Source organism: Rhodococcus qingshengii JCM 15477, from assembly GCF_023221595.1.
Taxonomy (GTDB): Bacteria; Actinomycetota; Actinomycetes; order Mycobacteriales; family Mycobacteriaceae; genus Rhodococcus_F; species Rhodococcus_F qingshengii.
In genome coordinates this window covers 856440-882348 of the sequence record NZ_CP096563.1, presented here as the reverse complement: position 1 = coordinate 882348, position 25909 = coordinate 856440, and the positions used below count along the sequence as shown (strand labels likewise).

The 25909-nt window shown below is 61.9% G+C and carries 27 protein-coding genes; 7 read left to right on the top strand and 20 right to left on the bottom strand.

Going from position 1 to position 25909, the window contains the following annotated elements:
- Positions 1-40 precede the first annotated feature (40 nt).
- The gene (locus M0639_RS04040; RefSeq protein WP_064075147.1) at positions 41-2098 is read left to right on the top strand and encodes a neutral/alkaline ceramidase; all 2058 of its coding nucleotides are present in this window, start codon (positions 41-43) and stop codon (positions 2096-2098) included.
- Positions 2099-2179: 81 nt separating this feature from the next.
- Here M0639_RS04040 and M0639_RS04035 read toward each other — a convergent pair whose 3' ends face one another.
- Positions 2180-3376, bottom strand: a complete 1197-nt coding sequence (locus M0639_RS04035) for an MFS transporter (RefSeq protein ID WP_064075146.1) — start codon at positions 3374-3376, stop codon at positions 2180-2182.
- Positions 3377-3519: 143 nt separating this feature from the next.
- On the opposite strand from M0639_RS04035, the gene M0639_RS04030 reads away from it, so the two are divergent.
- Positions 3520-3966 carry a MarR family winged helix-turn-helix transcriptional regulator gene (locus M0639_RS04030; RefSeq protein ID WP_003945852.1) on the top strand — a complete coding sequence of 149 codons (447 nt, stop codon included), beginning with the start codon at positions 3520-3522 and terminating at the stop codon, positions 3964-3966.
- On the opposite strand, the gene thrS is transcribed toward M0639_RS04030, so the two are convergent.
- Positions 3963-5183, bottom strand: a complete 1221-nt coding sequence (gene thrS / locus M0639_RS04025) for a threonine--tRNA ligase (RefSeq protein WP_064075145.1) — start codon at positions 5181-5183, stop codon at positions 3963-3965. The two genes, M0639_RS04030 and thrS, sit on opposite strands and share 4 nt — an antisense overlap.
- Before the next feature lie 330 nt (positions 5184-5513).
- Here thrS and M0639_RS04020 point away from each other — a divergent pair, with 330 nt between their 5' ends.
- Both M0639_RS04020 and M0639_RS04015 read left to right on the top strand, forming a co-directional pair.
- Positions 5514-6788, top strand: coding sequence for a DUF445 domain-containing protein (locus tag M0639_RS04020; RefSeq protein ID WP_003945674.1), 1275 nt, complete (start codon positions 5514-5516; stop codon positions 6786-6788).
- Between the two features lie 2 nt (positions 6789-6790).
- Complete coding sequence (locus M0639_RS04015) at positions 6791-7615, top strand: Abi-alpha family protein (RefSeq protein ID WP_054800623.1); 825 nt, start codon at positions 6791-6793, stop codon at positions 7613-7615.
- A gap of 67 nt (positions 7616-7682) precedes the next feature.
- Here M0639_RS04015 and hsaB read toward each other — a convergent pair whose 3' ends face one another.
- Genes hsaB through hsaA form a run of 4 tightly spaced genes read right to left on the bottom strand, consistent with a single transcriptional unit; the run spans position 7683 to position 11230 of the window.
- A complete protein-coding gene (gene hsaB, locus M0639_RS04010; protein WP_003945677.1) occupies positions 7683-8267 on the bottom strand; it encodes a 3-hydroxy-9,10-secoandrosta-1,3,5(10)-triene-9,17-dione monooxygenase reductase subunit in 585 nt (194 codons plus the stop codon).
- Positions 8264-9166, bottom strand: coding sequence for an iron-dependent extradiol dioxygenase HsaC (gene hsaC, locus M0639_RS04005; RefSeq protein WP_003945585.1), 903 nt, complete (start codon positions 9164-9166; stop codon positions 8264-8266). Before hsaC ends, hsaB begins: the two co-directional genes overlap by 4 nt.
- Positions 9166-10044, bottom strand: a complete 879-nt coding sequence (gene hsaD, locus M0639_RS04000) for a 4,5:9,10-diseco-3-hydroxy-5,9,17-trioxoandrosta-1(10),2-diene-4-oate hydrolase (protein ID WP_003945808.1) — start codon at positions 10042-10044, stop codon at positions 9166-9168. The genes hsaC and hsaD overlap by 1 nt, the downstream gene beginning before the upstream one ends.
- A 10-nt stretch (positions 10045-10054) precedes the next feature.
- Positions 10055-11230 carry a 3-hydroxy-9,10-secoandrosta-1,3,5(10)-triene-9,17-dione monooxygenase oxygenase subunit gene (gene hsaA, locus M0639_RS03995; protein WP_029254465.1) on the bottom strand — a complete coding sequence of 392 codons (1176 nt, stop codon included), beginning with the start codon at positions 11228-11230 and terminating at the stop codon, positions 10055-10057.
- 195 nt (positions 11231-11425) lie between these two features.
- Between hsaA and M0639_RS03990 the strand changes: the two genes are divergently transcribed.
- Both M0639_RS03990 and M0639_RS03985 read left to right on the top strand, forming a co-directional pair.
- A complete protein-coding gene (locus M0639_RS03990) occupies positions 11426-12586 on the top strand; it encodes a 3-ketosteroid-9-alpha-monooxygenase, oxygenase component (RefSeq protein WP_003945847.1) in 1161 nt (386 codons plus the stop codon).
- 2 nt (positions 12587-12588) lie between these two features.
- A complete protein-coding gene (locus M0639_RS03985; protein ID WP_003945499.1) occupies positions 12589-12960 on the top strand; it encodes a hypothetical protein in 372 nt (123 codons plus the stop codon).
- A gap of 70 nt (positions 12961-13030) precedes the next feature.
- Here the strand turns inward: M0639_RS03985 and M0639_RS03980 are convergent, their stop codons facing one another.
- The 8 genes from M0639_RS03980 to M0639_RS03945 form a co-directional block, all read right to left on the bottom strand.
- On the bottom strand, positions 13031-13864 hold the full coding sequence (locus M0639_RS03980) for a hypothetical protein (RefSeq protein WP_003945441.1): 834 nt from the start codon (positions 13862-13864) through the stop codon (positions 13031-13033).
- 197 nt (positions 13865-14061) lie between these two features.
- Positions 14062-14688, bottom strand: coding sequence for a TetR/AcrR family transcriptional regulator (locus M0639_RS03975; protein ID WP_007734097.1), 627 nt, complete (start codon positions 14686-14688; stop codon positions 14062-14064).
- A 74-nt stretch (positions 14689-14762) separates the two neighbouring features.
- Entirely contained in the window at positions 14763-16019 is a 1257-nt protein-coding gene (locus M0639_RS03970) for an NAD(P)/FAD-dependent oxidoreductase (RefSeq protein WP_058227280.1), read from the bottom strand.
- Complete coding sequence (locus M0639_RS03965) at positions 16019-16282, bottom strand: FAD-dependent oxidoreductase (protein WP_064075144.1); 264 nt, start codon at positions 16280-16282, stop codon at positions 16019-16021. The genes M0639_RS03970 and M0639_RS03965 overlap by 1 nt, the downstream gene beginning before the upstream one ends.
- Positions 16282-16473, bottom strand: a complete 192-nt coding sequence (locus M0639_RS03960) for a rubredoxin (RefSeq protein ID WP_050655879.1) — start codon at positions 16471-16473, stop codon at positions 16282-16284. The genes M0639_RS03965 and M0639_RS03960 overlap by 1 nt, the downstream gene beginning before the upstream one ends.
- Positions 16474-16503: 30 nt before the next feature.
- Positions 16504-16674: a rubredoxin gene (locus tag M0639_RS03955; RefSeq protein WP_007734092.1), complete on the bottom strand. Its 171-nt coding sequence runs from the start codon at positions 16672-16674 to the stop codon at positions 16504-16506.
- Positions 16671-17846 carry an alkane 1-monooxygenase gene (locus M0639_RS03950; protein ID WP_003945652.1) on the bottom strand — a complete coding sequence of 392 codons (1176 nt, stop codon included), beginning with the start codon at positions 17844-17846 and terminating at the stop codon, positions 16671-16673. Before M0639_RS03950 ends, M0639_RS03955 begins: the two co-directional genes overlap by 4 nt.
- 171 nt (positions 17847-18017) lie before the next feature.
- Complete coding sequence (locus tag M0639_RS03945; protein ID WP_007734089.1) at positions 18018-18494, bottom strand: HIT family protein; 477 nt, start codon at positions 18492-18494, stop codon at positions 18018-18020.
- A gap of 140 nt (positions 18495-18634) precedes the next feature.
- Between M0639_RS03945 and M0639_RS03940 the strand changes: the two genes are divergently transcribed.
- On the top strand, positions 18635-20230 hold the full coding sequence (locus M0639_RS03940) for an FAD-dependent monooxygenase (protein WP_082893267.1): 1596 nt from the start codon (positions 18635-18637) through the stop codon (positions 20228-20230).
- On the opposite strand, the gene M0639_RS03935 is transcribed toward M0639_RS03940, so the two are convergent.
- From M0639_RS03935 to M0639_RS03910, 6 genes are read right to left on the bottom strand one after another with little or no spacing between them, the layout of a single operon-like run.
- Positions 20217-20705 (bottom strand): VOC family protein, encoded by a 489-nt coding sequence (locus M0639_RS03935; protein ID WP_064075143.1) that lies wholly within the window; start codon positions 20703-20705, stop codon positions 20217-20219. The two genes, M0639_RS03940 and M0639_RS03935, sit on opposite strands and share 14 nt — an antisense overlap.
- Entirely contained in the window at positions 20702-21454 is a 753-nt protein-coding gene (locus M0639_RS03930) for an SDR family NAD(P)-dependent oxidoreductase (RefSeq protein WP_064075142.1), read from the bottom strand. The genes M0639_RS03935 and M0639_RS03930 overlap by 4 nt, the downstream gene beginning before the upstream one ends.
- A gap of 3 nt (positions 21455-21457) precedes the next feature.
- Positions 21458-22501, bottom strand: a complete 1044-nt coding sequence (gene dmpG / locus M0639_RS03925; RefSeq protein WP_007734084.1) for a 4-hydroxy-2-oxovalerate aldolase — start codon at positions 22499-22501, stop codon at positions 21458-21460.
- Positions 22498-23400, bottom strand: coding sequence for an acetaldehyde dehydrogenase (acetylating) (locus M0639_RS03920; protein ID WP_054826815.1), 903 nt, complete (start codon positions 23398-23400; stop codon positions 22498-22500). Before M0639_RS03920 ends, dmpG begins: the two co-directional genes overlap by 4 nt.
- An 8-nt stretch (positions 23401-23408) precedes the next feature.
- Positions 23409-24194, bottom strand: a complete 786-nt coding sequence (locus M0639_RS03915) for a 2-keto-4-pentenoate hydratase (RefSeq protein ID WP_042449395.1) — start codon at positions 24192-24194, stop codon at positions 23409-23411.
- A gap of 3 nt (positions 24195-24197) precedes the next feature.
- Entirely contained in the window at positions 24198-25796 is a 1599-nt protein-coding gene (locus tag M0639_RS03910) for an FAD-binding protein (protein WP_064075141.1), read from the bottom strand.
- Positions 25797-25909: the final 113 nt, after the last annotated feature.

Sequence of the window (25909 nt, the reverse complement as noted above, 5' to 3'; positions counted from 1 at the left end):
CGGTTGACCAACTCGCGTCAGACCGCCCGAAAGGACACTCGTGCAGATCACCCGACGCACCGTACTGGCAGGCGCTGCCGCCGCACCTGCGCTCGCCGCTCTGTCGACGAACCAGGCCGTCGCAGCTTCGCCGGCACGCACCGTTTCACCCGCACGCACCGACAAGTCGTCGGCGTCACTGCAGGTGGGCGTCGGAATTTCCGACGTGACCGGACCGGTCGCCGAAGTCGGCATGATGGGCTACTCGAGCTTCGATCAACGCGCCGAAGGCCTGCACCAGCGAATGCGCGCACGCGCCTTCATCTTCGAGTCCGGCGGGTCGCGGGTCGCCTACGTGTGCGTCGACAACTGCATGATCTTCCAGTCCGTTCACGACGAGGTCCTGCGCCGACTGGCCGGGAGGTTCGGTGACATCTACGCCGAGCGCAACGTCATGTTGACGGCCATCCATTCACACGCGGCATGTGGTGGGGCCTCGCACAACTACGCGTACAACCTCGCAGTTCTCGGCTTCGAACTGCAGGTGTTCGAAGCCGAGGTCAACGGCATGGTCGAGGCGATCAGCGCTGCGCACGAGAACCTGGCGCCAGGCACGGTCCGTTTCGGGCGGTCCGATCTCACCGATGCCAGCGTCAACCGATCGCGAGTGGCGTTCGATCTCAATCCCGAAGAGGACAAGGCCTACTACCCCGGTGGCAACGACCACCACATGCGTGTCATGCGGATCAGTCGGGGCAGCAAGGACATCGGGGCGATCAACTGGTTCGCCACCCACTGCGCCTCGCTCACGAACGAGAACCATCTCATCTCCGGGGACAACAAGGGCGCCGCGGCGTACTTCTGGGAGCACGACGACCAGGGCGTGCGCTACCTCGACGGCGACACCAGCTTCATTGCTGCGTTTCCGCAGACCAACAGCGGCGACATGTCACCCAACCTCTTCCTCGAGCCCGGACGCGGACCGACCGAAGACGAATTCGAGAACGCACGCATCATCGGGCTGCGCCAGGTAGCGGCAGCTCGAACTGCCTTCGACGCGGCGTCCGACACCGTCACCGGTGGCGTCGACAGTCGGATCATGTACCTGGACATGGCAAATCAGGTGGTGAGCGGAAGATTCACCCCCGACGGACGCGAGCACCGCACCGCTCCGGCCGCGATCGGCGCGGCAATGAGCGCCGGAAGCGTCGAGGACGGACCGGCAATCCCGATCTTCCCCGAGGGCACCCGAAACCCCATGATCGACGCCCTGGGCGGTATGGATGCTCCTGTGCCTCAATGGCTTCAGGATGCACAGGCGCCCAAACTCGTAGTCGTTCCGGTCGGCCTGCTGCCACCGGGAGGATGGGTGCCGAACGTACTCAAGATCCAGATCCTGCGGATCGGTCAGTTCTACATCGTCGGTGGCCCTGCGGAATTCACCATCGTCTCCGGATTACGAGTGCGTCGAACCGTCGCCGAGGAGCTTGGGGTTCCCCTCGAGAACGTCATCTTCCAGGGATACGCGAACTCGTACTCGAGCTACTGCACCACACCACAGGAATACGATTCGCAGCAGTACGAGGGCGGTTCGACGATGTTCGGTCGTTACACACTGCCGGCCTATCAGCAGGGGTATGCCGCCCTTGCAGCCGCGATGCGCGACGGCACCGAACCTCCTCGCGGCCCCGCTCCGGCCGACCTGTCCGGGTTCCAACCCAGCTTCGGACCTGGCGTCGACTTCGACGAGCCCTTGCCGGGAACACAATTCGGCGACGCAACCGTCCAACCCGGCGACACCTCACCGGGTGGGCAGGTTGCCGTCGAGTTCGTCACCGGCCACCCCAAGAACGACACTCACCGAAACGGGACCTTCTACGAGATCCAGCGCAATACCGGCGGATCCTGGACACGGGTCGCCGACGACAACGACTGGTCCACCAAACTGCACTGGCGCCGGGTCGGGAGCAACGGTTCCGTCGTGCGCATCACGTGGGATGTTCCGGCCGATACTCCGGCGGGTACGTATCGAGTCCAACACTTCGGTGCGTCGAAGGCTCGGGGTAGCGGCGCGATTTCGCCGTTCTCCGGGGTGACCGCCGAATTCCGCCTCACCTGACCCGCGTGAACGTATCGCTCCCCTTGTTGGACAAGGGGAGCGATACGTTCACGCGATGGGGTCAGAGCGCAGTGGACAGGTTCAGGCGGCGGTCGGGTGCAGCGAGGTGCTCGGCGTCGACGGCTCTGACGCTGCCGGGCGGTCGATCTTCGCCGCGACGAGCAAGACCAGCAGACCGGCGACAGTGACTGCCGCTCCCATCCAGATCGGGGAGGTGAAGCCGAGTCCCGCGGCGATGGTGATTCCGCCCAGCCATGCCCCGAGTGCGTTGCCGACGTTGAAGGCGGCGATGTTGGCACCCGATGCCATGGTCGGTGCTGCCGACGCGTAGTTCATGATCCGCATCTGCAACCCGGGTACCGTCGCAAAACCGAAGGCGCCCATGAAGAACAGTGAGATCACTGTCATGACCTTGCTCTCCGCGGTGGCGGCGAACACGATCAGAACGACGGTCAGGATCGCGAGAATCCAGACCAGCGCCTTCGTGAGCGAACGGTCGGCCGCCTTGGCGCCGAGGAAGTTACCGACGAACAGGCCCGAGCCGAAGAGGATGAGCAGCCACGGAACGCTGGACGTCGCGAAGCCGGTGACCTCGGTGAGGGTGAAGGCGATGTAGGTGAAGGCTCCGAACATTCCGCCGTAGCCGAGGATGGTGATGGCGATCGAGAGCCATACCTGCTTGTTGCGGAATGCCCCCAACTCTCCGCGCAATCCGCCACCGGTCGTGCTGGCGGGCGTCGTCGGGACGAGTGCTGCAATTCCGATCAGGGCGATGACGCCGATGACGGTGATGGCCCAGAACGTCGAGCGCCATCCGAGTTGCTGGCCCAGCAGCGTGCCGAACGGAACGCCGAGAACGTTGGCGATGGTCAGGCCCGCGAACATCATCGCGATGGCGCCGGCGCGCTTGTTGGGCGCGACCATGTCGGCGGCAACCACCGAGCCGATTCCGAAGAACGCACCGTGGCACAGCGCCGCGACGATGCGTCCGCCCATCATGACCTCGTAGGAGGGAGCGAGCGCGGACATCAGGTTGCCGATGATGAACAGCACCATGAGCGAGAGAAGGACCTTCTTGCGCTCGAAGCGGGTGACGGCAGCGGTCAGGAGGATCGCGCCGATCGCCACCGACAGTGCGTAGCCCGAGATCAGGTAGCCCGCGACGGACTCGGTGACCTCGAAATCAGCCGAGACCTCGGGCAGGAGGCCCATGATGACAAATTCGGTGAGGCCGATCCCGAACCCGCCCATAGCGAGGGCAATGAGACCCAATGGCATCTCGATGTTCCTTTCACAGATTTACGCGTAAGCCGTTAGCGGGCGTGTGCATTAGTTGCAGGCGCGCTATAAATAGTTGCACGCGCGCGCTACATGCGCAAGCTGGTAACCTGGAGTCGCAGGAAACGGACAAGGAGAATCACATGGGGATCGCCGACGACGCCGTCGAAATCCGTTCGCAAGGGTGGCGCACGCTCGCAGCACTGCACGGCGCCCTCGACACCGAACTGGAACGCGCGCTCCAGCGTGAGCACAAACTGTCCGTCGTCGAATACACCGTGCTCGACGCACTGAGCCGCCAGGATGGCTGGCACATGCGGATGGCTCAGTTGGCTCGCGCTGCCGCACTGAGCAGCAGCGCCACGACGCGCTTGGTCAATCGACTCGAAGATCGAGGACTATTGACGCGCATCCTGTGCGCCGACGACCGTCGAGGCATCTACACCGAGCTGACGCCGGCCGGCCGCGAGCTTCTCGAAAGCGCACGGCCGACGCACGACGCCACCCTCGAAGCCGCACTCGACGAGGCATGCAAGACACCCGAACTCGCGCCACTGGTGCGCGCCCTCCACGAGCTTCCCGTCGGCTAGAAAGCTGCCGGAAGCAGCGCACGCTCTTTGATGCCCGAGACCACCTGAGCGACAAACACACCCGCGTCGACGACCGCCCGCCCACCACGCGCGGGGACCAGAACGTCGACGGTGCCGCCGTGCACCTCGTTGTCCCCGATCACCGCGATGTACGGGTCACGGTGAGTGCGTGCCTCGCGGATGCGACGTCCCAACGATCCGTCAGGCGCGATCGCCACTCGAACATCGCGAGCCTCGAGATCGGCCCGCAAACGCTCGGCCTCAACCTGGTGCCGGTCGCCGACGGGCAGAATCGAGACTTGGTTGGGTGCCAGCCACGGCGGCATCCGCCCTTCGAACCTTTCGATCAAAAGCGCAGTCATGCGTTCCATCGACCCGAGCAAGCCCCGATGGATCATGACGGGGCGAACCTTGGATCCGTCCTCAGCGGTGTACTCGAGGTCGAACCGCTCCGGTTGATTGAAGTCGAGTTGCACGGTCGAGAGTGTTTCCTCGCGGCCGTGCGCGTCTCGCACCTGGACGTCGATCTTGGGACCGTAGAACGCTGCCTCCCCCTTCGCTTCCACGTACTCGATCGAGCGTGCATTCAGTGCTCCGCGAAGGTGATCCTCGGCGTCCGCCCACTGCTCGTCGGTGCCGAGGTACTGCCCCTCTCCCCCTCTGATCGAGAGGCGGTACTTCCGTTCGGCAATCCCCAGAGTCGAGTAGCAGCGCTCGATCGCGTCGAGCGCGACGATCACTTCCGCTTGCACTTGTTCACGACTACAGAAGACATGTGCGTCGTCGAGATTGATCTGTCGGACTCGACTCAATCCGCTGAGAACTCCGGAGAGTTCGCTACGGAACATCGAGCCGAGTTCACGAACGCGGAAAGGTAGCTCGCGATAACTACGACCGCGAGCGGCGAATACCTGAGCGTGATGAGGACAGTTAGCCGGACGAAGGAGAAATGACTCTCCGCCTATCTTCATTTCGGGAAACATGTCTTCCGAGAACTTGGACCAATGACCAGATCTCTCGTACAACTCTTTCTTCGCCATAACCGGGGTATAGACACCCCGACAACCGGAGCGCGCTGCTTGTTCGGCGGCGAACTTTTCGAGTTCGTTCCTGATGACGGCGCCGTCCGGTAACCAGAGCGGAAGGCCGGCTCCGACTATGGGGGTGGTGGCGAAAAACTCCAGGTCGCGCCCGAGTTCGCGGTGGTCAACGCTCATGAGAGCTCTCCAAATCGTTCAAGGGGAGACGCACACGGAGCGACGAAACAGGAAAGCCCCGGGGCGATAACTCCCGGGGCTGAAAGGGTTCGGTCAGCAGTCGCTAAACGATGCGCCGGAAGAGAACCGGCGTCGTCGTGTTGTGCGCAATACTGACCATGTACGTGAGGTTACATCAACTTCCTACCCACCTACAGCCCGAATTGTCGGGCCTCTATGCTGACGCAACTGGGAAGGCGCAGCAGTAGCCAACGAAACACCCACGAAGAGCGAAGTTTCGGCAATCATGTCCGAACGTGAGGTTCTCGGATATGAGGAGGATGTGCGACGGTGCCGGACCACTTGCTCGAACAGTTGATCACCATTCCTTTGTTCACGGGAATCATCGGGTACATCACCAATTGGTCGGGCGTCCTGATGCTTTTTGCGCCGATCAACTTCCACGGGATCAAAGTGCCCGGACTCAAACTGCTCTTCCCGTTCCTCCCCCGGCGCGTTCAGGTGATCCCCGCGATCACCAGCGACGGCAGATTCGGTTGGCAAGGCATCGTCCCCTCGCGGGCGGAGAAGATGGCGTCGATCGCCGTCGACAAATCCCTCGCGAAAGTCGGCAGCATCGCCGATTTCTATCGCGTCCTGGACCCGGACAGCATCGCCGAGCACTTGGTGAACATTTCTCGCAGTGAAGTGCGCGGCGTGGTCACCAGAATCATGACGGCCGAGAATCCTCAGCTCTGGCACAACCTTCCGACGTCGGTGAAGGAAGCCGTCTTCCGCAAAGTGGAGGACGATCTGCCGGCCAGCGTGCGCATGATCACCGACCGCATCGAAGAGGACATCGACGAGTTCATCGACGCGAAGCTGATGGTGATCCGCTACCTCTCTTCGCACCCCAAACTGCTCAACGACATCTTCCGCACGATGGGCAACAAAGAGCTCAGGTTCATGCAGAACTTCGGCTTCTACTTCGGATTCCCGATGGGCTTCGTGCTCGTCGGAATCCTCCATCTGGTTCCGCAGTGGTGGGTGCTTCCCATCGGCGGTGTGATCATCGGATACATCGTGAACTACCTCGGCATCACGATGATCTTCGAGCCGATCACCCCCAACCGTTGGGTGCCGTGGAGGCAGGGGCTCTTCCTGAAGCGACGCACCGAGATCATCGCCGGGTACGCAAAAACCCTCGCCGATCACGTCGTGACGCTCGAGAACATCGGCACCGAACTCCTCGAAGGTCCCCGCTCGGACCGAACGCGGCGGATGCTCGATCAGGTACTGCGCGAATCCGTCGACGACGCAGCCGGCTGGGCAAAGTCGGTGGTCAAGATGACCGTCGGTTCGCAGAGCTACAAGCGTCTGCCCGGGCTGGCCACCACCGAAGTGCTCGACCTGTACCCAAGGGTCTTCGAGGACGCGGAGTTCGCCGAGAACCAGTCGGAGAAGATTCGTGTCTTCGTCACCGAACGCATGAGCATCCTTTCACCGGAAGATTTCAGCGAACTACTACGCTCAGCCGTCAAGCAGGACGAGTGGCTGTTGTTCGTTCACGGGGCCGTGCTGGGCTCGTTTGCCGGTTTCCTACACCTCGCAATATTCGGAGTATGAGCATGAGTGAGCACGACCATCGCATGATCGTCGAAGCGGAATCGTACGACTGGGCTGCGGACATCACGCCGGTCGAATCCGTCGAAAAGCGTCTGATCCGTAGCCTCGTCGGGCTGACCGCCACGACGACGCTCACGTCGATCAAGCTGACGGGTTGGGCTTTCGGAACGGCGAAGGAGGCGACGCGGCAGATCGTTCAGGCTGCGGCCGAAGCCGCGGCAGAGGCCGCTGAATCGGCCAATATTCAATCCGAACGTCGGGCCGAGAACTCCAACGGAGACGGCTCGCGGACCGAGAACCTACGGGCAGCAATGGCAACTCGTACCAATCGCAAGCAGAGCGTGGAGGCCACTCTCGCGGCGCTGCGGGCACGTGGCGACAGGTTGCTGGACCGTTCCGCGGACGTGACCGATCGTGACGATCTGCACCCGGCCTACGACCGGATCCTCGACGAGATCGCACCCGACGAAGCTCGAATTCTTCGGCTGTTGGCCACCTCCGGTGCGCAACCGAGCGTGGACGTACGCACGGCGCGGCCGTTCGGTGTCGGCTCGGAGATGATCGACGAGGGTCTGTCGATGATCGGAGAACTGGCAGGCTGTCGTCATCTGGACCGCATCAGCGCGTACCTGAACAACCTGCATCGGCTCGGTTTGGTGGCGTTCTCACGCGAGCCCGTCGAGGCCGACCGGTACCAGGTGGTCGAGGTGCAGCCGTCGGTGATCGAGGCGGTCAAGCGCGCAGGCCGATCGAACAAGATAGTGCGTCGTAGCATCCTGCTGACGCCGTTCGGTGACGACTTCTGTCATACCTGTTTTTCGCTGTAGGGCCTCCGGCCCTGTGCGCCTTTTTGGTAGTTACCACTACCAAAAAGGCGCACAGGGGGCTTGCCCCCTACAGCCAGGTATCTTCTGTCGTGGTCGTCAGGAACGCTTCCAGATCGTCACGCCAGGTAGCCGGAACAGTCTTGTCCGGCTCGATGCCCGTGTACTGCCCGCGATAGAAGAGCAGCGGGCGTTCGGTCTTGATCTCACTCATCGACGAAACCCGACCGAAGACGACGTAGTGATCGCCACCGTCGTGGACGGTTTCCACCGTGCAGTCGATGTGTGCAAGGGACTTGTCGATGATCGGCGAGCCCAGAGGCGATGGCGTCCAATCGATGCCGGCGAACTTGTCCGGCTCACGTGACCCGAAACGAGCACACACCGCCTGCTGTTCCTCCGCCAACACGTTGACGGCGAACTTACCGGTCCGCTCGATTGCCGCCCACGACCGAGAACCCTTGGTGGGGCAGAACAACACCAAAGGCGGGTCGAGTGACAGGGCCGCGAAAGACTGACATGCGAACCCGACAGGCTCACCGTCGTCGACTGTCGTGATGATGGTGATACCCGTGCAGAATTGCCCGAGAACCGTGCGGAACTGGCGTGGATCGATCGCCTGCTCCGCACTCACCGACGCGTCGGGCGAACTCACGGCTTCATTCCCACCGTGAAGTCGTGACCCCACAGGCTCACGGCCGTGCTTTCCCTCGCGATCCAGTTTTCGTCCTCGACCTCTAGCCCCTCACAACCGAATTCGATGTCGAACCCGCCTGGAGTCTTCATGTAGAACGAGAGCATCTCGTCGTTGACGTGGCGACCGAGAGTCGCCGACATCTTGACCTTCTTGCGCAGTGCCCGGTCGAGGCACAGTCCGACGTCGTCGGAGTTCTCCACTTCGAGCATCAGGTGCACGATGCCCGTCGGGTTGGGCAACGGCAGGAACGCCAAGCTGTGGTGACGCGGGTTGCAGCCGAGGAACCTCAGCCACGCCGGGTCGCCGTCCGCGGGCCGGCCGACCATCTGCGGAGGCAGACGCATCGAGTCGCGAAGCTTGAATCCGAGTACGTCGCGGTAGAACCGCAGCGAAGCATCGTCGTCATCGGTGGTGAGCACGACGTGGCCGAGGCCCTGCTCGCCCGTCACGAACCTGTGCCCGTACGGGCTCACGATCCGGCGGTGTTCGAGAGCAGCTCCGTGGAACACCTCGAGGGAGTTGCCCGAGGTGTCCTCGAACGCGATCATCTCGACGACGCGACGGTCCTTGAGCTGCTCCGCCGTGCCTTCCTTGAACGGAACACCGGCTGCCGACAACCTGTCACGGATATCCTGCAGCTCAGCGGCATTCGCGGTTTCCCAACCCGAGACGAGCAGACGGTCCGTGTCGTTCGGAACGATGACAAGACGCGCCGGGAAGTCGTCCATACGCAGATACAGCGATTCCGCGTCGACGCCCTTGCCCTCGATCATTCCGAGGATCTTGAGTCCGTATTCGCGCCACGCAGCCATGTCGGTGGCCCCGATGCGCATGTACGCCAGAGATCGAATACCCATCATTTACCTCCGTCGAGCAGGAAGTCGGTTGCGAGCCGGTTGAATTCGTCGAACTTCTCGAGCTGCGCCCAGTGACCGCAACCGCCGAAGACGTGGAGCTGCGCGCGCGGGATCATCTTGAGCGCGACCAGTGCGCCGTCGAGAGGGTTGACCCGATCCTCACGGCCCCAGATCAGCAACACACGCTGACGAAGCTTGTACGCCTCGCGCCAGAGCATGCCGAGCTCGAAGTCACCGCTGGAGAAGGACTTACCCATCGCCTTGGCCGCAGCCAGCGACTCGGGAGTGCTGGCGGCAGCAAAACGTTCGTCGACGAGTTCCGGCGTGATCAGCTTCTGATCGAAGACCATGATCCGCAGGAATGCTTCGAGGTTTTCTCGGGTGGGCTGGTAGCTGAACTTTCCGAGGTTCTTGACGCCCTCGGTGGGGTCCGGCGCAAACAGGTTGACACTCAGACCGCCGGGGCCCATCAGAACGAGGCGACCCGCACGGTCCGGGTAGTCGAGCGCAAAGCGAACAGCAGCGCCACCACCGAGCGAATTGCCCAGCAGATCAACGCGACCGGTGATCTCGAGCGTGTCCAGGAGATCGTTGAGCGCCGACGCACTGTGAACGAAGTACTGCGGATGCTCCGTCGGCTTGTCGGACTGCCCGTAACCGGGCTGATCGACCGCGATGACGTGAAAGCTCTTCGCCAACACCGGAATGTTGCGGGCGAAGTTAGACCACGACGACGCGCCTGGGCCACCGCCGTGCAGCAGCACGATGGTCTTGTCGTTTCCGACGCCCGCCTCGTGGAAGTGCAGTTTCAGATCGGGGCGCACTTGCGCGAACCGTGAAGTGGACTCGTAGGTGAGGGCTTCTTCGGTGGTTGTCACTGAGCCTCCTCTAGACCATCGTGTCGGTGATCGGCAGACCGAATTCGCCGGTTCCGAACATGACGTACGCGCGTTCGGGATCGTTGGCGGCGTGGACGCGACCAGCGTGAGCATCGCGCCAGAAACGCTGAATAGGAGTGCCGTTCTGCAGCGCCGTGGCGCCGGAGTTCTCGAAGAGCTTGTCGATCGAGGCGATCGCGCGGCCCGTGGCGCGCACCTGGTCACGTCGAGCGCGCAGCCGCAGTTCCATCGGAACCTCTTCGCCCGCAAGGATCAACGCGTACTCGTCGGCGACGTTGCCGGAGAGCTGACGCCACGCGGCGTCGATGTCGCTGGACGCTTCGGCGATGCGCACCTTGGCAAACGGATCGTCCTTCGACTTCTCGCCGGCGAACGCAGCGCGCACACGCTTGCCCTGGTGCTCGACGTGCGCTTCGTAGGCGCCGTAAGCCATTCCGACGATCGGTGCCGAGATCGTGGTGGGGTGAATGGTTCCCCACGGCATCTTGTAGACCGGCGCGGTGTTCTTCTCGAGGCCCGGGGCGGTCAATTCGCTCATCGCCCGGAAGCTCAGAACGCGATGCTTGGGAACAAAAACATCCTTGACCACAACGGTATTGGAGCCGGTTCCACGCAGACCGACCACATTCCACACGTCGTCGATCTGGTAGTCCTCGCGAGGAATCAGGTAGCTCACGAAATCGACTGCGCGGCCGTCCTTGAACACCGGACCACCGAGAACGGCCCAGCTGGCATGGTCGCAACCCGAGGACCACGCCCACGCACCGTTGACCTTGTATCCGCCCTCGACTACTTCACCCATACCCATCGGGGCGTAAGAGGACGAGATGCGAACGTCAGTGTCGTTGCCCCACACGTCTTCCTGCGCCTGCTGAGAGAAGAGGGCGAGGTGCCAGTTGTGTACCCCGATGATCGAGGAGACCCACCCTGTGGAACCGCACGCGCTGGCGATCTTCTTGACCGCGGAGTAGAACAGCACCGGATCGGCTTCGTATCCGCCCCACTGCTTCGGCTGCAGCAAGCGGAAGAAGCCTGTTTCCTGAAGAGCCTTGATGGACTCGTCGGGGATACGACGCAGATCCTCGGTCTCCTGTGCGCGCTCGCGCAGTGCCGGCAGTAGTGCGTCGAGCCTCTGCATCACCTCGTGGCTGTCATGGTTACCCACTTCGACGCTCCCGTCTTCCTCGATCGGTTGGTTCACTTACACTTGAGACTAGAACACGTTCTCTTTTCTGTCGAGACGCTGACAAAGGTCCCGTTTGTGGCCGCAATGCTGTAACAAGTGCTCCCAAAATCTGGCGGAACCGGATCGAGTTCTATAACGTGTTCTACTAACAGCTAGAAGGGATGTGAGGTCACAATGGCGCAGATTCGCGAGATCGACGTCGGAACGGTGCAAACTCGTTTCGCCCGCGGTTGGCACTGCCTGGGTCTACTGAAGACCTTCAAGGACGGCAAACCGCACGCGATCGAGGCTTTCGGTACGAAGCTCGTGGTGTTCGCCGACAGCAAGGGCGACATCAAAGTTCTCGACGGATACTGCCGTCACATGGGTGGTGACCTCACACAAGGCGAGGTCAAGGGCGATTCCATCGCCTGCCCCTTCCACGACTGGCGCTGGGGCGGCAACGGCAAGTGCACCGGCATTCCTTATGCTCGCCGCGTGCCTCCGCTCGCACGCACCCGCGCGTGGACGACCCTCGAGCAGAACGGTCAGCTCTTCGTCTGGAACGACCCCGAGGGCAATCCGCCGCCCGAAGAGATCGTGATTCCTCGTATCGAGGGCGCGTACAGCGACGAATGGACCGACTGGACCTGGAACTCCATGGTCATCGAGGGGTCCAACTGCCGCGAGATCATCGACAACGTGGTCGACATGGCGCACTTCTACTACATCCACTACGCCTTCCCGACGTACTTCAAGAACGTCTTCGAAGGTGAGATCGCCACTCAGTACCTCAACACCACGGGCCGTCCCGACATCGGAATGGCCTCCCAGTACGGCGGCGACACGCTGCTTCGCTCCGAAGCTGCGTATTACGGACCGTCGTACATGGTCAATCCCCTGTGGAACAGCTACAGCGGATACGAGGTCGAGAGTGTTCTGATCAACTGCCACTACCCGATCAGCCCGGACTCGTTCGTGCTGCAGTGGGGCGTGACGGTGAAGAAGCCGACGGGTGTCTCCGACGAGATGGCCGACAAGTTGGCCGGCAAGTTCACCGAGGGCATCAGCGAGGGATTCCTGCAGGACGTCGCGATCTGGAAGAACAAGACCAAGATCGAGAATCCCCTTCTCTGCGAAGAAGACGGCCCCGTCTACCAGCTACGACGCTGGTACGAGCAGTTCTACGTGGACAAGGCCGACGTCACCGAGAAGATGACGCAGCGCTTCGAGTTCGAGGTGGACACCACCAAGGCAAACGAAGCCTGGCACGCCGAGGTCGAGGAAAACCTCGCACGCCAGAAGGCCGAGAAGGAAGCTGCAGCAGAAGCGGCAAAGAAGGAAGCAGAGGTCTAGTCGTGAGCGCCTCGATCGGAACCGACGCACGGTGGGCTCGTTGGGCCAAGGCACCGGACTTTGCCGGGCAAACGGAACGACTCGAGGCGATCGCGGCCCAGACGATCGAGGACAAGCACGAATACCTCGACTCGGGTCTGCAGGAAGTCGACTGCAAGGCATGCGGCGCGTGCGTACTGGTTCGCAAGAACACGTACAAACACACCAGCGTTCAGTGGACTTCCGACCCGGCGCTGCGTTGCCACACCTTCAAAGAGGCAATTGCTTCCGGGCAGTCGTCGGCATTGAAAGACGGATGCCCGAAACTGCACGACAGCATCGCCGACGCGGTTAGGGACGGCACCATCACGGTGCGTGATCCCGAGGTCAGCTGACCTGATTGTGTAGAACGAGGGCCGACCCACGGGTCGGCCCTCGTTTTACGTTCCAGCGCCCGCGCGTCCGTCAGGCAGGCGGTCGCACCTTTCGTGCAGCCACCGCGTAGACGTCGCTCGACGTGGTGAGAGAGTTCTTTCCGCTGGCCGCCGGCACTCCCCCGCGTAGATTCACGGCCCAGTTGAGCGCACCCAGCGGTCCACACCCGCTGGCTCCCGGCGCCGCAAACACCGCATCCGAATGTGGGACTGCCGGGAACACTGCACCGGGGAACTCACCGATAGGTTCCGACGGAGGGTTTCCGGTTGTGGTCAGGTGAAGGTTGATCGGATTCGAAACCGAACCGATGTAGCAATCGTCACCGAGCAAGGGATTAGACAGTTTCAATCGAACAGGCATGGTGAGTTCCTGCTCGAGAACCTTCAGATCCGGCACTCCCACCGATTCCACCGTCGCGCTGATCTGAGTCAGTCCCAGCGGAGTATCGATCCCGAGAGCACCTCCCGGTACCGAAATCGGATTGGAATAGACCCCGTTGGACCCGTCCTGCTTGGCGACGAACGTCTCGATGAAACTGTTGTCCGGCTGGGTCGCGTATTTCACTCCGCCCGCAACCTTGAGGCTTCCGTCCGGGATCGGCACCGAAAGTGCGCCCAATTTCATGGTCCCTCCGCGAACTACGACGCTGGCGCACGTCGTCACCTCGAGATCCTCGATCGGGCACGTGCCCCAACCGTCGAAGGTCAACGGATCAACCGCTGCCGCACCGGAGGAACCGAGCGATCCGCTGCCGGAAGACCCTGACGATGATTCGTCGGCAATTGCCACACCTGCACCGGCCATGACAAATGTTGCAACTAGCGCGACTGTCGACATCACTCGAGATTTGTTGCGGCTCTTCATCTTCGAATTCCTCCACCGTTGACGGAAATTCACGAGAGCCACCCCCTGCGGATCGCACCTCGATCTACGCCCGGCACGCTACCGAGAAGTGAGACGCGGATTCACACATAACGACGATATTTCCCACCAAAGAACTACGGCGATCACGCTCGATCGAACTTCCGTCCTAGCCCGGAAACCGTATCGATCCTGTCGGCTCAGTTCGGTTCGACTGTGCCCGAACCGATGACCTGATCGAGGAACGGCCCGAACATCTCCCCCAGGTTCTCGGCGATCTGATCGGGGGTACCGAAAGACAACGTCACGTGACTGATCGCCAGACGCACTATCGTGCTGCCGAACATCTCGGCATGGATGCGGTCGACGTTCGCCCAACTGGTCATGAAGATCTCGGCCAACCTCGCGCTCGCATGTTCGAGCAGCGGAGTCCCGTCAGTGGTGACCAAGCTCAGCAGGTCGTGCTGCGGCCGGGGACCGACAATGCTGACCACCATCGGATCCCGGGCACCGGCGTCGAAGAAGGCACGGAAGGCTGCCGAGACCGCGCCCCGCGGATCCGAATGATGGAGCGTTACTTCGCGTTCCACCTCTTCGAGGAACTCGTCAACGAAACGGATGAGGTATCCGGACGCCAATCCCTGGCGGGACGTGAACTCCTTGTACAACGTCTGCCGGCTCATGCCCGCAGCTTCCGCGATATGCGCCATCGTGATGTCGTTCCACGATTTCTCGGTCAAGAGTTCGCGTGTGGCGTCGAGCGCTGACGCACGGAGGAGTTGACGAGCTGCCTCGTGGTACGGGACACGGGCACGAGCGGTGGACATATCGGGAAGATTTCCATCGCCCGTGCTCGGTGTCAAAACGGTGGACACGCAAGCCACAGAAGTCACGAGTGCACTCAGAGCACCGGTGAGGCGACAAGACCCGCCGCAAGTTCGGTCAGATCCCTGTTTGTATCGGCGAGTACGTCGGCGCTGATGTCCGGGGAGCGTTCGATAAGGGTTCGCACGGCACGAATGTCCTTCGGCCGGCCCACGCTCACAGCACCGACGATATTTCCGTCGCGCATGCAGATCGCAGTGAAGTCATAGGAGTCCAAGTCTCCTCGAACTATTACGGTGTCGTCCGCGCCTGGCCAACCAGCTACTTGAATGTTGCGGCCGAATTGGTTCGACCAACTCCAAGGGACGGATTCGAAGGGTTCTTCCTTCCCGACGATGGTCTTGGCAACTGCAACTGCGTGGTCCTGCGCGGTGTTCCAGTGCTCACCACGGTGCATGCCGCCGAGAAAACCGTTGGGCACGTTGGCCACATCGCCGATCGCGTACACATCAACGACGGAGGTCCGGAGGTATCGGTCTACCGAAATCCCGTTGTCCACCGCAATACCCGCAGCAGCAGCCACATCGGTATCGGGCAAGGATCCGATTGCGACGACGGCCAAGTCCGCTGTCCACTCGCGTCCGTCACGCGCGCGTGCGGTGACACCGTCGGCACCTGTCGTCAGCGTCTCGAGGTCGACTCCCGTCTGCAAGTCGACGCCCGCCAAGGCGTGCAGCGCGGCGATCTTCTCCGCTATCGACGGTGGAAGCAGCCTGGACAGGGGCAACGGTTGCGCTTCGAGAACCTGCACACTGCAACCCAAGTCGCGTGCCGTTGACGCCACCTCCGATCCGATCAAGCCACCGCCGACCACCAAAAGCGAGGATCCTTCGATCAGCTGGGATTGCAAGCGTCGCATGTCTGCGATATCTCGAAGATAGTGAACACGCTCGGAATCTTCGTTCTCCAACCGTCGGGACCGTCCACCCGTGGCAAGAATCAGAACGTCGTAGTCGATGCTGTCACCGTCGGCTAAAAGTACTGTGCGGGAATCTGTGTCGATACTCGTGACAGTTGCGCCGATCCGAAGATCGATACTCTGCTCGGTCCAGAAAGTCGACGGCCGCAACCGAACCCGATCGAACGACGCTTTCCCGGACAGTAGCTCCTTCGACAGCGCCGGGCGGCGGTACGGCTCCTCAGGTTCGCTGCCGATCAGGATGATGCTGCCGCCGAACCCTTCCTTGCGCAGGGCCTGCGCGGCACCGGAACCGGCGATGCCCGTGCCCACGATCACGACGGTGCGTGTGTCGGGCTCGCTGACCGCTGTCATCAGCGGTTCACCTCCACCATATCGATACTCTGCTCGGTCCAGAAAGTCGACGGCCGCAACCGAACCCGATCGAACGACGCTTTCCCGGACAGTAGCTCCTTCGACAGCGCCGGGCGGCGGTACGGCTCCTCAGGTTCGCTGCCGATCAGGATGATGCTGCCGCCGAACCCTTCCTTGCGCAGGGCCTGCGCGGCACCGGAACCGGCGATGCCCGTGCCCACGATCACGACGGTGCGTGTGTCGGGCTCGCTGACCGCTGTCATCAGCGGTTCACCTCCACCATTTCGAAATCGACTTTGGCGGCACCACAATCAGGGCAGGACCAGTCTTCGGGAATCTCGTCCCAGCGAGTACCCGGCTCGATACCGTCGTCGGGCCAGCCGATCGCTTCGTCGTATTCGAACCCGCACTGGAGGCAGCGGAACAATTTGTAAGCAGTGGCAGTCTCGGACATCGGTTTTCCTTTCACCGGTGGGTATTTCGATCAGGATTGCGTGACGAGGGTGAAGTCGACCTTCTCGCGGACGCCGCAGTCGGGGCAGCACCAGTCGTCCGGGATACTCGACCACGGCGTGCCGGGCGGAAAGCCTTCTCGCGCAGCACCTGTCGATTCGGTGTACGTGTAGTCGCAGATCGGGCAGATGTAGGCGTTCATGCGTTCACCCCGTAGGCTGCGAGGATCTTGGCCCGCTTCTTCGGCGCGATGTTGACCTGGGTGATGTCACCTCGGTAGTGCTCGAGAACGCGGTGGTCCATCACCTTGCGCCACAGGGGCGGAACTGTGGCGAGCATGATCATGCTGGCGTAGCCGCTCGGGAGCTGAGGGGCCTCTTCCATACTGCGAAGCGCCTGGTAGCGCCGTGTCGGATTCGCATGATGATCGCTGTGCCGCTGCAAGTGATAAAGGAAGACGTTGGTGCAGATGCGATCACTGTTCCAGCTGTGCGCCGGCGTGCATCGCTCGTACCGTCCGCTTGCGGTTTTCTGACGCAGGAGTCCGTAGTGCTCGAGGTAGTTGATCGCTTCGAGCAGCGAAAACCCGATGAACGCCTGGATCACGAGGTACGGCGCGATGCCGATCCCGAATACTGCAAGCGCGACACCGAACAGAACAACCGACATGAGCCAGGCGTTGAGCACGTCGTTCTTGATGCTCCAGTGCGTGGTGCCCAAACGCTCGAAGCGGGTCTTCTCGAGATGCCACGCCGACTTCAATCCCCCGCCGACGCTGCGCGGCCAGAAACCGTAGAGGGTCTCACCGAAGCGCGAGGTCGCCGGATCTTCCGGAGTCGACACTCGCACATGGTGGCCACGGTTGTGCTCGAGGTAGAAGTGACCGTAAGCACTCTGTGCGAGAACGATTTTGGACAACCAGCGCTCGACGCTCTCCTTCTTGTGCCCGAGTTCATGGGCTGTGTTGATGCCGATTCCGGCCGTCACACCGATCGTCACTGCGAGTCCGATATTGGAGAGAACGCTCAAATCCCAACGCGCCCAGATGTAGCAGGACAGGAAGAAGGCCGTGTACTGCAGCGGCAGATAGGCGTAGGTGCACCACCGGTAGAAGCGGTCGTTCTCGAGTTCGTCGATCACCTCGTCGGGCGGATTCTTCCCGTCCTCACCCGCCAGGATGTCGATGACGGGAATGAGAGCAAACGCGATCAGTGGGCCGGTCCACCAGAAGACATTCCATCCGGTGGCGGTAACAAGCCCCACGGCGATGAAAGTTGCCGATGACGGAATCAGCGCCAGCAGCCACAAGTAGCGTTTCCGGTCTCTCCAAGTTGCGAGCCGACCATCTGGCTCGGTGTACACCAACGCCGCCATCGAATTCTCCAGTTCTCGTTCGGATCAGTGAGTGCGTCCTGCGCGGCAATCCGCGACACGAACAACATCTATGTATAGAGAGTGGACAAATGATGGCGTTTTGTCAACGATTTTTGAGGTAAAAGTTTTACAAACACGCAGATTTGTACATCACTTGGATTTGGCGGCAGATCAGCGTTCAAGGAATCGAGGGCGCAAAAGTGCGCCGAAAGGCGCTCGCGCCTCAGGCGGAACGTAGGCCGCCTCGCCATGCCGGGAATACAGGTGGTCGTCCTCGTATCGCGGAAATACGTGGACGTGGTGGTGCCAGACGTCCTGGTTGCCCGCCGGTTCGTTGTGCTGCCGGGTCGAGACGCCGTCGCAGCCGTAGGCTTCACGAATTGCAACAGCCACGGCCTGAACCAGGTCGAAAACCGAGTGCCCGACGCTCGTGGGCAAAGTGTAGAGATTCTCGAAGTGCTCGATCGGCGACACAAGTACGTGGCCGGGGTTGCCCGGCCACCACTTCGGGGAAATCCGAGCGATTGCGTGGTCGGTTCGAGCAACCAGGTCGGTCGACGAGTTGTGCTCGTCGAACTCGCCCAGCGCGAAGCGACAGAACGGGCACCGGTACCCCGGCGGCTCATGATGCAACTCGCCTGCCTTCACGTCGCGATCTTCCCACGACCTCAACGTCTGCAACCCGTGCGGAAAGCCCCAAAATGCCCGATCTGCGCGAATTTCCCCAAAACAAAAGTTCGCTTACCCATACTGAAATGACCGACTGTCCCCGACGTGAGTGGGTCCTGATGGATACCGACGTATTGGTAGCGGGCGCCGGCCCGATCGGCTTGACCACCGCGATCGAGCTGCGCAGACGCGGTATCTCGTGCCGAATAGTCGACCCGCTCGACGAACCGCGGCAATACGCGAAAGCCGTCGGGATTCAGCCACGCACTCTCGAACTCTTCGAGAACATGGGGGTGCTCCGCCAGGCACTCGACGCCTCGACATTGATGCGCGGTCAGATCATGTACACGAACGGCGTCGAGGTCGGCCGCGTCGACCTCACCCTCCCCGACGACGTTCCTTACTGGTTTCTCTGCCTGCCTCAGTACTCGACGGAGCGCATCCTCACCGAGTTGGGAACAACCGTCGAACGCGGAGTCGGCCTCACTGCATTCGAACAGTCCGACGACGCCGTCACCTGCACCCTCAGCGACGGCAGCACTGTGACAGCCCGGTACCTGGTGGGTTCCGACGGCGCGCACAGCGTGGTCCGCAAAGGGCTGGGCCTGAGCTTCGAGGGCGGCGCGTTTGCCGAGAGCTACATGCTCGGCGACGTCGAAGTCGACTGGTCGATCCCCAGCGGCTACTCCGTCCGCGCCAACCACACCACCGACGACGGAACCACCGACGACCTACTCGTCTGCATCCCACTTCCCGGACACAAGCGGTACCGCATGTCGATGCTCGTTCCGGACGAGTTGATGCCGGGCGAATCGTCGAACAAAGCCGCTGTACAACACGGTTTTTCAACCGGCAAGAAACCGGAACTCCATCACATCCAGGCCGTGCTCGACAGACTGTCCCCAGAACCGACAACCGCCTCGATGCTGCGATGGTCCTCGGTCTTCCGCATCAGCCACCGCATCGTCGACGCTTACGGTCGCGGACGGGTTTTTGTCGCCGGCGACGCCGCGCACATCCATCCCCCGACTGGCGCGCAGGGCATGAACACCGGGATCCAGGACGCCCACAATCTTGCGTGGAAGATAGCGCTCGCCGTCAAAGGCGTTGCAACAGCAGATCTTCTCGAGACCTACGATGCCGAAAGACGGCCGGTCGGTGAAGAAGTCGTCGGGATGACCGTCCGAAATGCTCGAGAAGGAATCGGTTCGGGAGAGTCTTCCATCGACACGGCAATGCGGCGCCAGGCTCAATTGTTGATCGACTACTCGGAGAGTCCGCTGAACACCGGGCGTAATTCTTCGAGTCCACACGTTCAACCGGGCGAGCGTGCACCCGATGCACGCGGAATGCGCCGAGACGGTGTGCAGTATCCAATTCGGTTGTTCGACTTGCTGTCAGGAGTCGACCACACGTTACTGCTGACTTCGGACGGATCCGCGGAGAGCATCAACAGCTTGGAGAAGGTCGCCGACGCCGCAATTCGATCAGCGCACGGCTTGCTGGACGTCTACGCGATAGTGCCACCGGGAACCGTGACCGTCGACTCGCTGGTGCCGATCATCGAGGACAACGCCTCGCAACTGTGCGCCGCGTATGGGGTCGAAGGTACGGCGGCGCTGGTCATTCGCCCCGACGGCTACCTCGGATTCCGTGGTCACCCGGAGAACGTTTCCGATTACTTCACGAAAGTGTTTGCCGTCAATCAGGAATGAGCGAAGCGAACATCAACCGAATCTCGGGCGAGAGCTTCATCAACTCGACGTATCCACCCAACGGCCCGGCATCGAGGTAGGAGAAGTCCATGCCGGCGCCCTCTACCCGACCTTGTTGCACCACCGACATTCCGCGACGTTCGGCCTCGAGCAACGTCGCCTCGTAATCGCCTGGAACCCAAGCCATGTGATGAACTCCGACGCCGTGAGTCTCCAGGAACTCCGTGTACAGGTTGCGTCCGGACACTGGTTGGATCAACTCGAGCTGTTGGCTGCCCGCATATCCGATCGACACGTGAACGACATAGTCCGCGGGCTCACCTCGATACGTTGTGCTCTCGGGACCAAAGGCGATGTCTGGCATACGTAGCCATCGCTCCACTCCCCACTGCCGAGTGAACTCCTGTTCGGCGGCCTCGATCTCCTCGACCACCCAGCAGATCTGGAAGATCGGTCCCGAGACCAACGGGGTCATGCCATTTTTCCGTTGTCCACCGAGTAGACGGCCCCGTGTATCGCCGCGGCGTCGTCGGAGGCAACGAAAGCCACCATCTTCGCAACGTCCTCGGCTTCCATCAAGCCACGTGGCGAGGCAACCTTCATGACGAGGTCGAAGTCGACTCCGTCGGGGAAGGTGAATCCGGTAACTTGAGGAGTCATCATGCCGCCGGGGCAGATTGCGTTGACACGCAGAGACTTTCCGGTGAACTCCATCGCCATCGCTCGGGTCAGTCCGATGAGTCCGTGCTTGGCAGCACAGTATCCAGCCGAGTACGCCTGCCCTTCCAGCCCCGCGATCGAGGAGACGTTGACGATGTTGCCGCCCCGTTCCAGCAAGTGCGGCAGTGCTGCTCGGGAAAGGAAGAACGGTCCGTTCAGATTGACCGCAAGGTCATGTGCCCATTCGGAATCCGCAATATCCGCCGTATGACGAAGCGAGTGCGATCCCGCCACGTTGACGAGGATGTCGATACCACCGAGTTCGTCGACACACGCTTGCACGGCCGCATCACACTGAGCGGAATCCGAGACGTCCGTCGCCGCGAAACGACGCTCTCCATCCGCGCCGACCACCTCGACCATCGACTGTCGCAGCTTTTCCTTTTCGCGGGCGATACCGAAAACCTCCGCGCCCCTGCGGTGGAGAATCTCGGTGACGGCGCGCCCCAACCCTGAGGACGCGCCGGTCACCAAGGCCACTTTTCCGGCCAGTACGTCTGCCATGGGCTAGGAAGCCGCTGCTTCGCGCTGGAGTTCCAGCGCAATGTCGATCAACTGATCTTCCTGTCCGCCGACCAACTTGCGCTTACCTGCGCGCACCAACAGTTCCGCGGACGACACTCCGTACCGCTCGGCCTGACGCTCGGCATGCTTGAGGAAGCTCGAGTACACGCCGGCGTAGCCCATCATCAGTGCCTGACGATCGAGCAGGCACTCCTGCGGCATTGCCGGGCGCACAACGTCTTCGGCTGCATCGGCGATCGCGAAGAAGTCGATACCGGTCTTGACTCCGATCTTGTCGCAGACACCGACAAACGCCTCGACCGGGGCGTTGCCGGCGCCGGCACCGAACCGACGGGTACTACCGTCGATCTGCTTGGCTCCCGCACGAACTGCCGCAATGGAATTGGCGACGCCCAGGCCCAGGTTCTCATGTCCGTGGAAGCCGACCTGAGCGTCGTTGCCGAGTTCCTGAACCAGCGCCTCGACGCGATCGGATACCTGCTCGAGCACAAGTGCGCCGGCGGAGTCGACCACGTACACACACTGGCAACCCGCGTCGGCCATGATGCGAGCCTGCTTGGCCAGCTTCTCCGGCGGAATCGAGTGAGCCATCATGAGGAATCCGACTGTTTCGAGTCCACGCTCACGCGCGAGGCCGAAGTGCTGGATGGATACGTCTGCCTCGGTGCAGTGAGTTGCGATGCGGCAGATGGACGCACCGTTGTCCTGTGCGATGACGATGTCGTCCTTGATGCCCAGTCCGGGCAGCATCAGGAAGGCGATCTTCGCGTTGGTCGCCGTCTCGACTGCAGCTTTGATCAGTTCCTGCTCGGGAGTCTTCGAGAAGCCGTAATTGAAGGAGGACCCGCCGAGGCCGTCGCCGTGAGTGACCTCGATGACCGGCACTCCGGCTCCGTCGAGGGCACCGACGATGGCTCGTACTTCGTCAACGGTGAACTGATGACGCTTGTGGTGGGAGCCGTCGCGCAGCGACGTGTCGGTGACGCGGATGTCCCAGCTCGAATCGAAATGAATCATGTCGCTCATGCCTTCACACTCAGAAGCTTCTGGGCGATTTCCTCGCCCACCTTGGTGGCTGCTGCCGTCATGATGTCGAGGTTGCCCGCGTACGGCGGCAGGAAATCGCCTGCGCCTTCGACCTCGACGAACGTGGTGACCGTTGCATAGCCACCGGAAACGACGCTCGGTTCGTCGAACTGCGGTTCGTTGAGCAACCGGTAGCCGGGCACGTACTGCTGGATGTCCTTGACGACGCGGTGAATGGAGTCGGTGATCGCGGCCTGATCGGCGTCTTCGGGGATAGCGCAGAAGATTGTGTCGCGCATGATCATCGGGGGGTCCGCGGGGTTGAGGATGATGATCGCCTTGCCGCGCTGTGCGCCGCCGATGGTCTCGATACCGCGGCTGGTGGTCTTGGTGAACTCATCGATGTTCGCGCGAGTTCCCGGGCCGGCGGACAATGATGCAACGGAGGCGACGATCTCGGCGTACGCCACGTCGACGACACGCGACACCGCGTAGACGATCGGAATGGTTGCCTGCCCACCGCAAGTGATCATGTTGACGTTGGGCGCGTCCAGGTGCTCACGCAGGTTCGCGGGCGGAACCACAGCCGGGCCGACCGCGGCCGGAGTCAGGTCGACGGCACGGATACCGGCGGCCTCGTAGCGTGGTGCTGCCTCGCGGTGCACGTATGCCGACGTCGCCTCGAAGACCAGGTCCGGTTTCTCCGCCTGGCTGAGCAACCAGTCGACGCCCTCGGCGGAGGTCTCGAGTCCCATCTTGCGGGCGCGCGCCAATCCTTCACTCTCGGGATCGATTCCGATCATCCATCGCGGTTCGAGCCACTCGGAACGCTGCAGTTTGTACAACAGATCGGTACTGATGTTTCCCGATCCGACGATCGCCACACTTGCCTTGGTCATGACTACTCCTACGTGAACTGAAGAGAGACGGAACCGAGGCCGCTGAACTCGGCTCGGAAGTTGTCGCCTGGATGAGCGTCGATCGCTCGCGTGCACGAACCCGGCAGAACGATGTCGCCGGCCTTGAGCCGAACTCCGAACGTGTCGACCTTCTGCGCCAACCACGCGACAGCGGTGACCGGGTTACCGAGAACCGCATCGCTGCGCCCCTCCGCAATCCGCTCCCCGTTGCAGGTCAGCACCGCGTCGATGGCCTTGATGTCGATGTCCGACGGGCGAACTCGTTCCTTGCCGAGGATGAACCCGGCGGAGGACGCGTTGTCCGCGATGGTGTCCGAGAGGCCGATCTTCCAGTCCTTGATCCGGCTGTCGATCAACTCGATGGACGGCGCATAGGCGACAGTAGCGTCGATGACGTCTTGTTCGGTGCACCCGGCGCCCGGCAGATCTGCTCCCAGAATGAAGGCGACCTCCACCTCGACGCGCGGGAAGCAGAAGCGCGACGTGTCGACCGGACGGTTCTCGAACTCTTCCATCTCGGCGAGCAGGTGACCGTAATCTGGCTCGTCTACGCCCATCATCTGCTGCATCGCCAGTGACGAGAGTCCGACCTTGTGTCCGACCACCTTTGCGCCACCGGCAACACGACGCCGGATGTTGATGAGCTGGATCTCGTAGGCGTCGACGACGTCGATGTCCGGATACGTGGCGATCAGCGGGCTGATCGGAGCGCGATCCCGTTCCGCCGAATCAAGATGGTCGGCAAGTTCGCCGCGGATCTGCGTCGAGAGCATCGTTCAGGCCTTTCCGACTGTGGAGAATGCGGCTGCGTGCTGACCGGCTCGTCGTCCGGAGAATACGCAGTCGGCGAGCGACAAGCCGCTCACATACGAGTTGGAACAGATACCGACCGCGGTACGGCCGGCGGCGTACAGACCAGGGATACCCTCCCCGGCCTCGTTTTTCACCATGCCGGACGATTCGTCGACCACCAATCCACCGAGCGTGAGCATCGGGCACGGATTCATCATGTTGGGCTTGATCGAGACGTCGTACATCGTGAACGGCGCAGACAGTATCGGCCTGACGAAGTCCGACGGTTTACCCATCGGATCAGGTTGTCCGGCAGCGGCAGCGGAGTTGTGCGCGTCGACGGTGGCTTGAAGGCCGGCGACGTCTATCCCCGCTTTGCGGGCGACCTCGGCAATGGTGTTGCCACGCACTGCAGTACGCATCATTCCGGTGGTCTGCACCCGCTGGAACCACATCGACTGGTCACCTATCTGCGATTTCGCTTCGCGAACGAGTTCGGAATCTGCCAGCAGCCAACCGATTCCGCTGCTCTTCTCCGCCATCGCCTGACCGAGAGCGGCACCGTAACGGGACTCGTCGACGATTCGCGCACCGGATTCACCCACCAAAATGGAACCGAGAAAAGCACTCGGCGGGACGATGAATCGCCAGGCGGACACATTGCCGAGCTTGTCGGTGGCTCCCCCGGCTTCGACACCGAGGTTGATGCCTTTGCCATCGTCCCCGGAGGTGCCGAGCGGGATACCGCCCTTGTAGGCGGGAGCATGGGTACGCATCATCTCGCGATTGGACACGAAGCCGCCGGCGCTGAGGATCACGCCGCCGCGTGCCTGGATACGAATCCGCTTGGCGTGCTTCTTCTCGATCTTCGCGATCAGTGCGTCGAGAATCGTGCGCAACTGCGGTGCGTAGACGCCGGGCTTGGAGGACAAGGACCCGAGCGTCGCGTGACGGCGACGAACTCCGGCGGGTGCGTCACGCAGCGTCAGTGCTTCGACGCCGATCACCCGGCCGTCCTCGATGATCAGCCGGTCCGCTCGCGTCTGGCCGAGCAACTGGACGCCCTTCGCCTCCGCGGACTTCGCGAGCGGGCCGTACAGCATCTTTCCCGACGTGCCACGCCCCTTGGCGCGATGACCACGCGGAGCAGGTTTTGCGATGTCACGGAACCCGCCGGCCGATTCGCTACCCGAGAAGTAGAGGTAGTGCTTGTTGCTCGGGTACGACGTCTTGTACGGACAGAGTGAGGCCTCGAACGGCACGCCGTGACTGCGCAGCCAGTCGATCGACGCCGGGCTCTCGTCGACGAACCGGCGCAGAGTCTGCGGCGTCACCGCGTCACCGACCTCGCGGTTCAGGTAGGCGAGCATGGCTTCGGGACTGTCCTCGACACCGGCTTCCTTTTGAATCACGGTGCCGCCGCCGGCGTAGTAGATTCCTCCGGAAATCGTGCTGGCACCACCACCGAGTGCTCGGTCGATTGCCAAAACCGACGAACCGGCCGCTACAGCTTCGAGCGCCGCACTGGCGCCCGCCACACCGAACCCGACCACAAGGACGTCAACCGAAGTATCCCAGGTCACACCGCACCATCCTCAATCTCACTGCAACGTGTTTCGTTATCAATGACAACGTCCGGAAATACTTCCTGGCAGAAAGCATGGACTGACACCCCCATCATTCTATAACGTGTTCT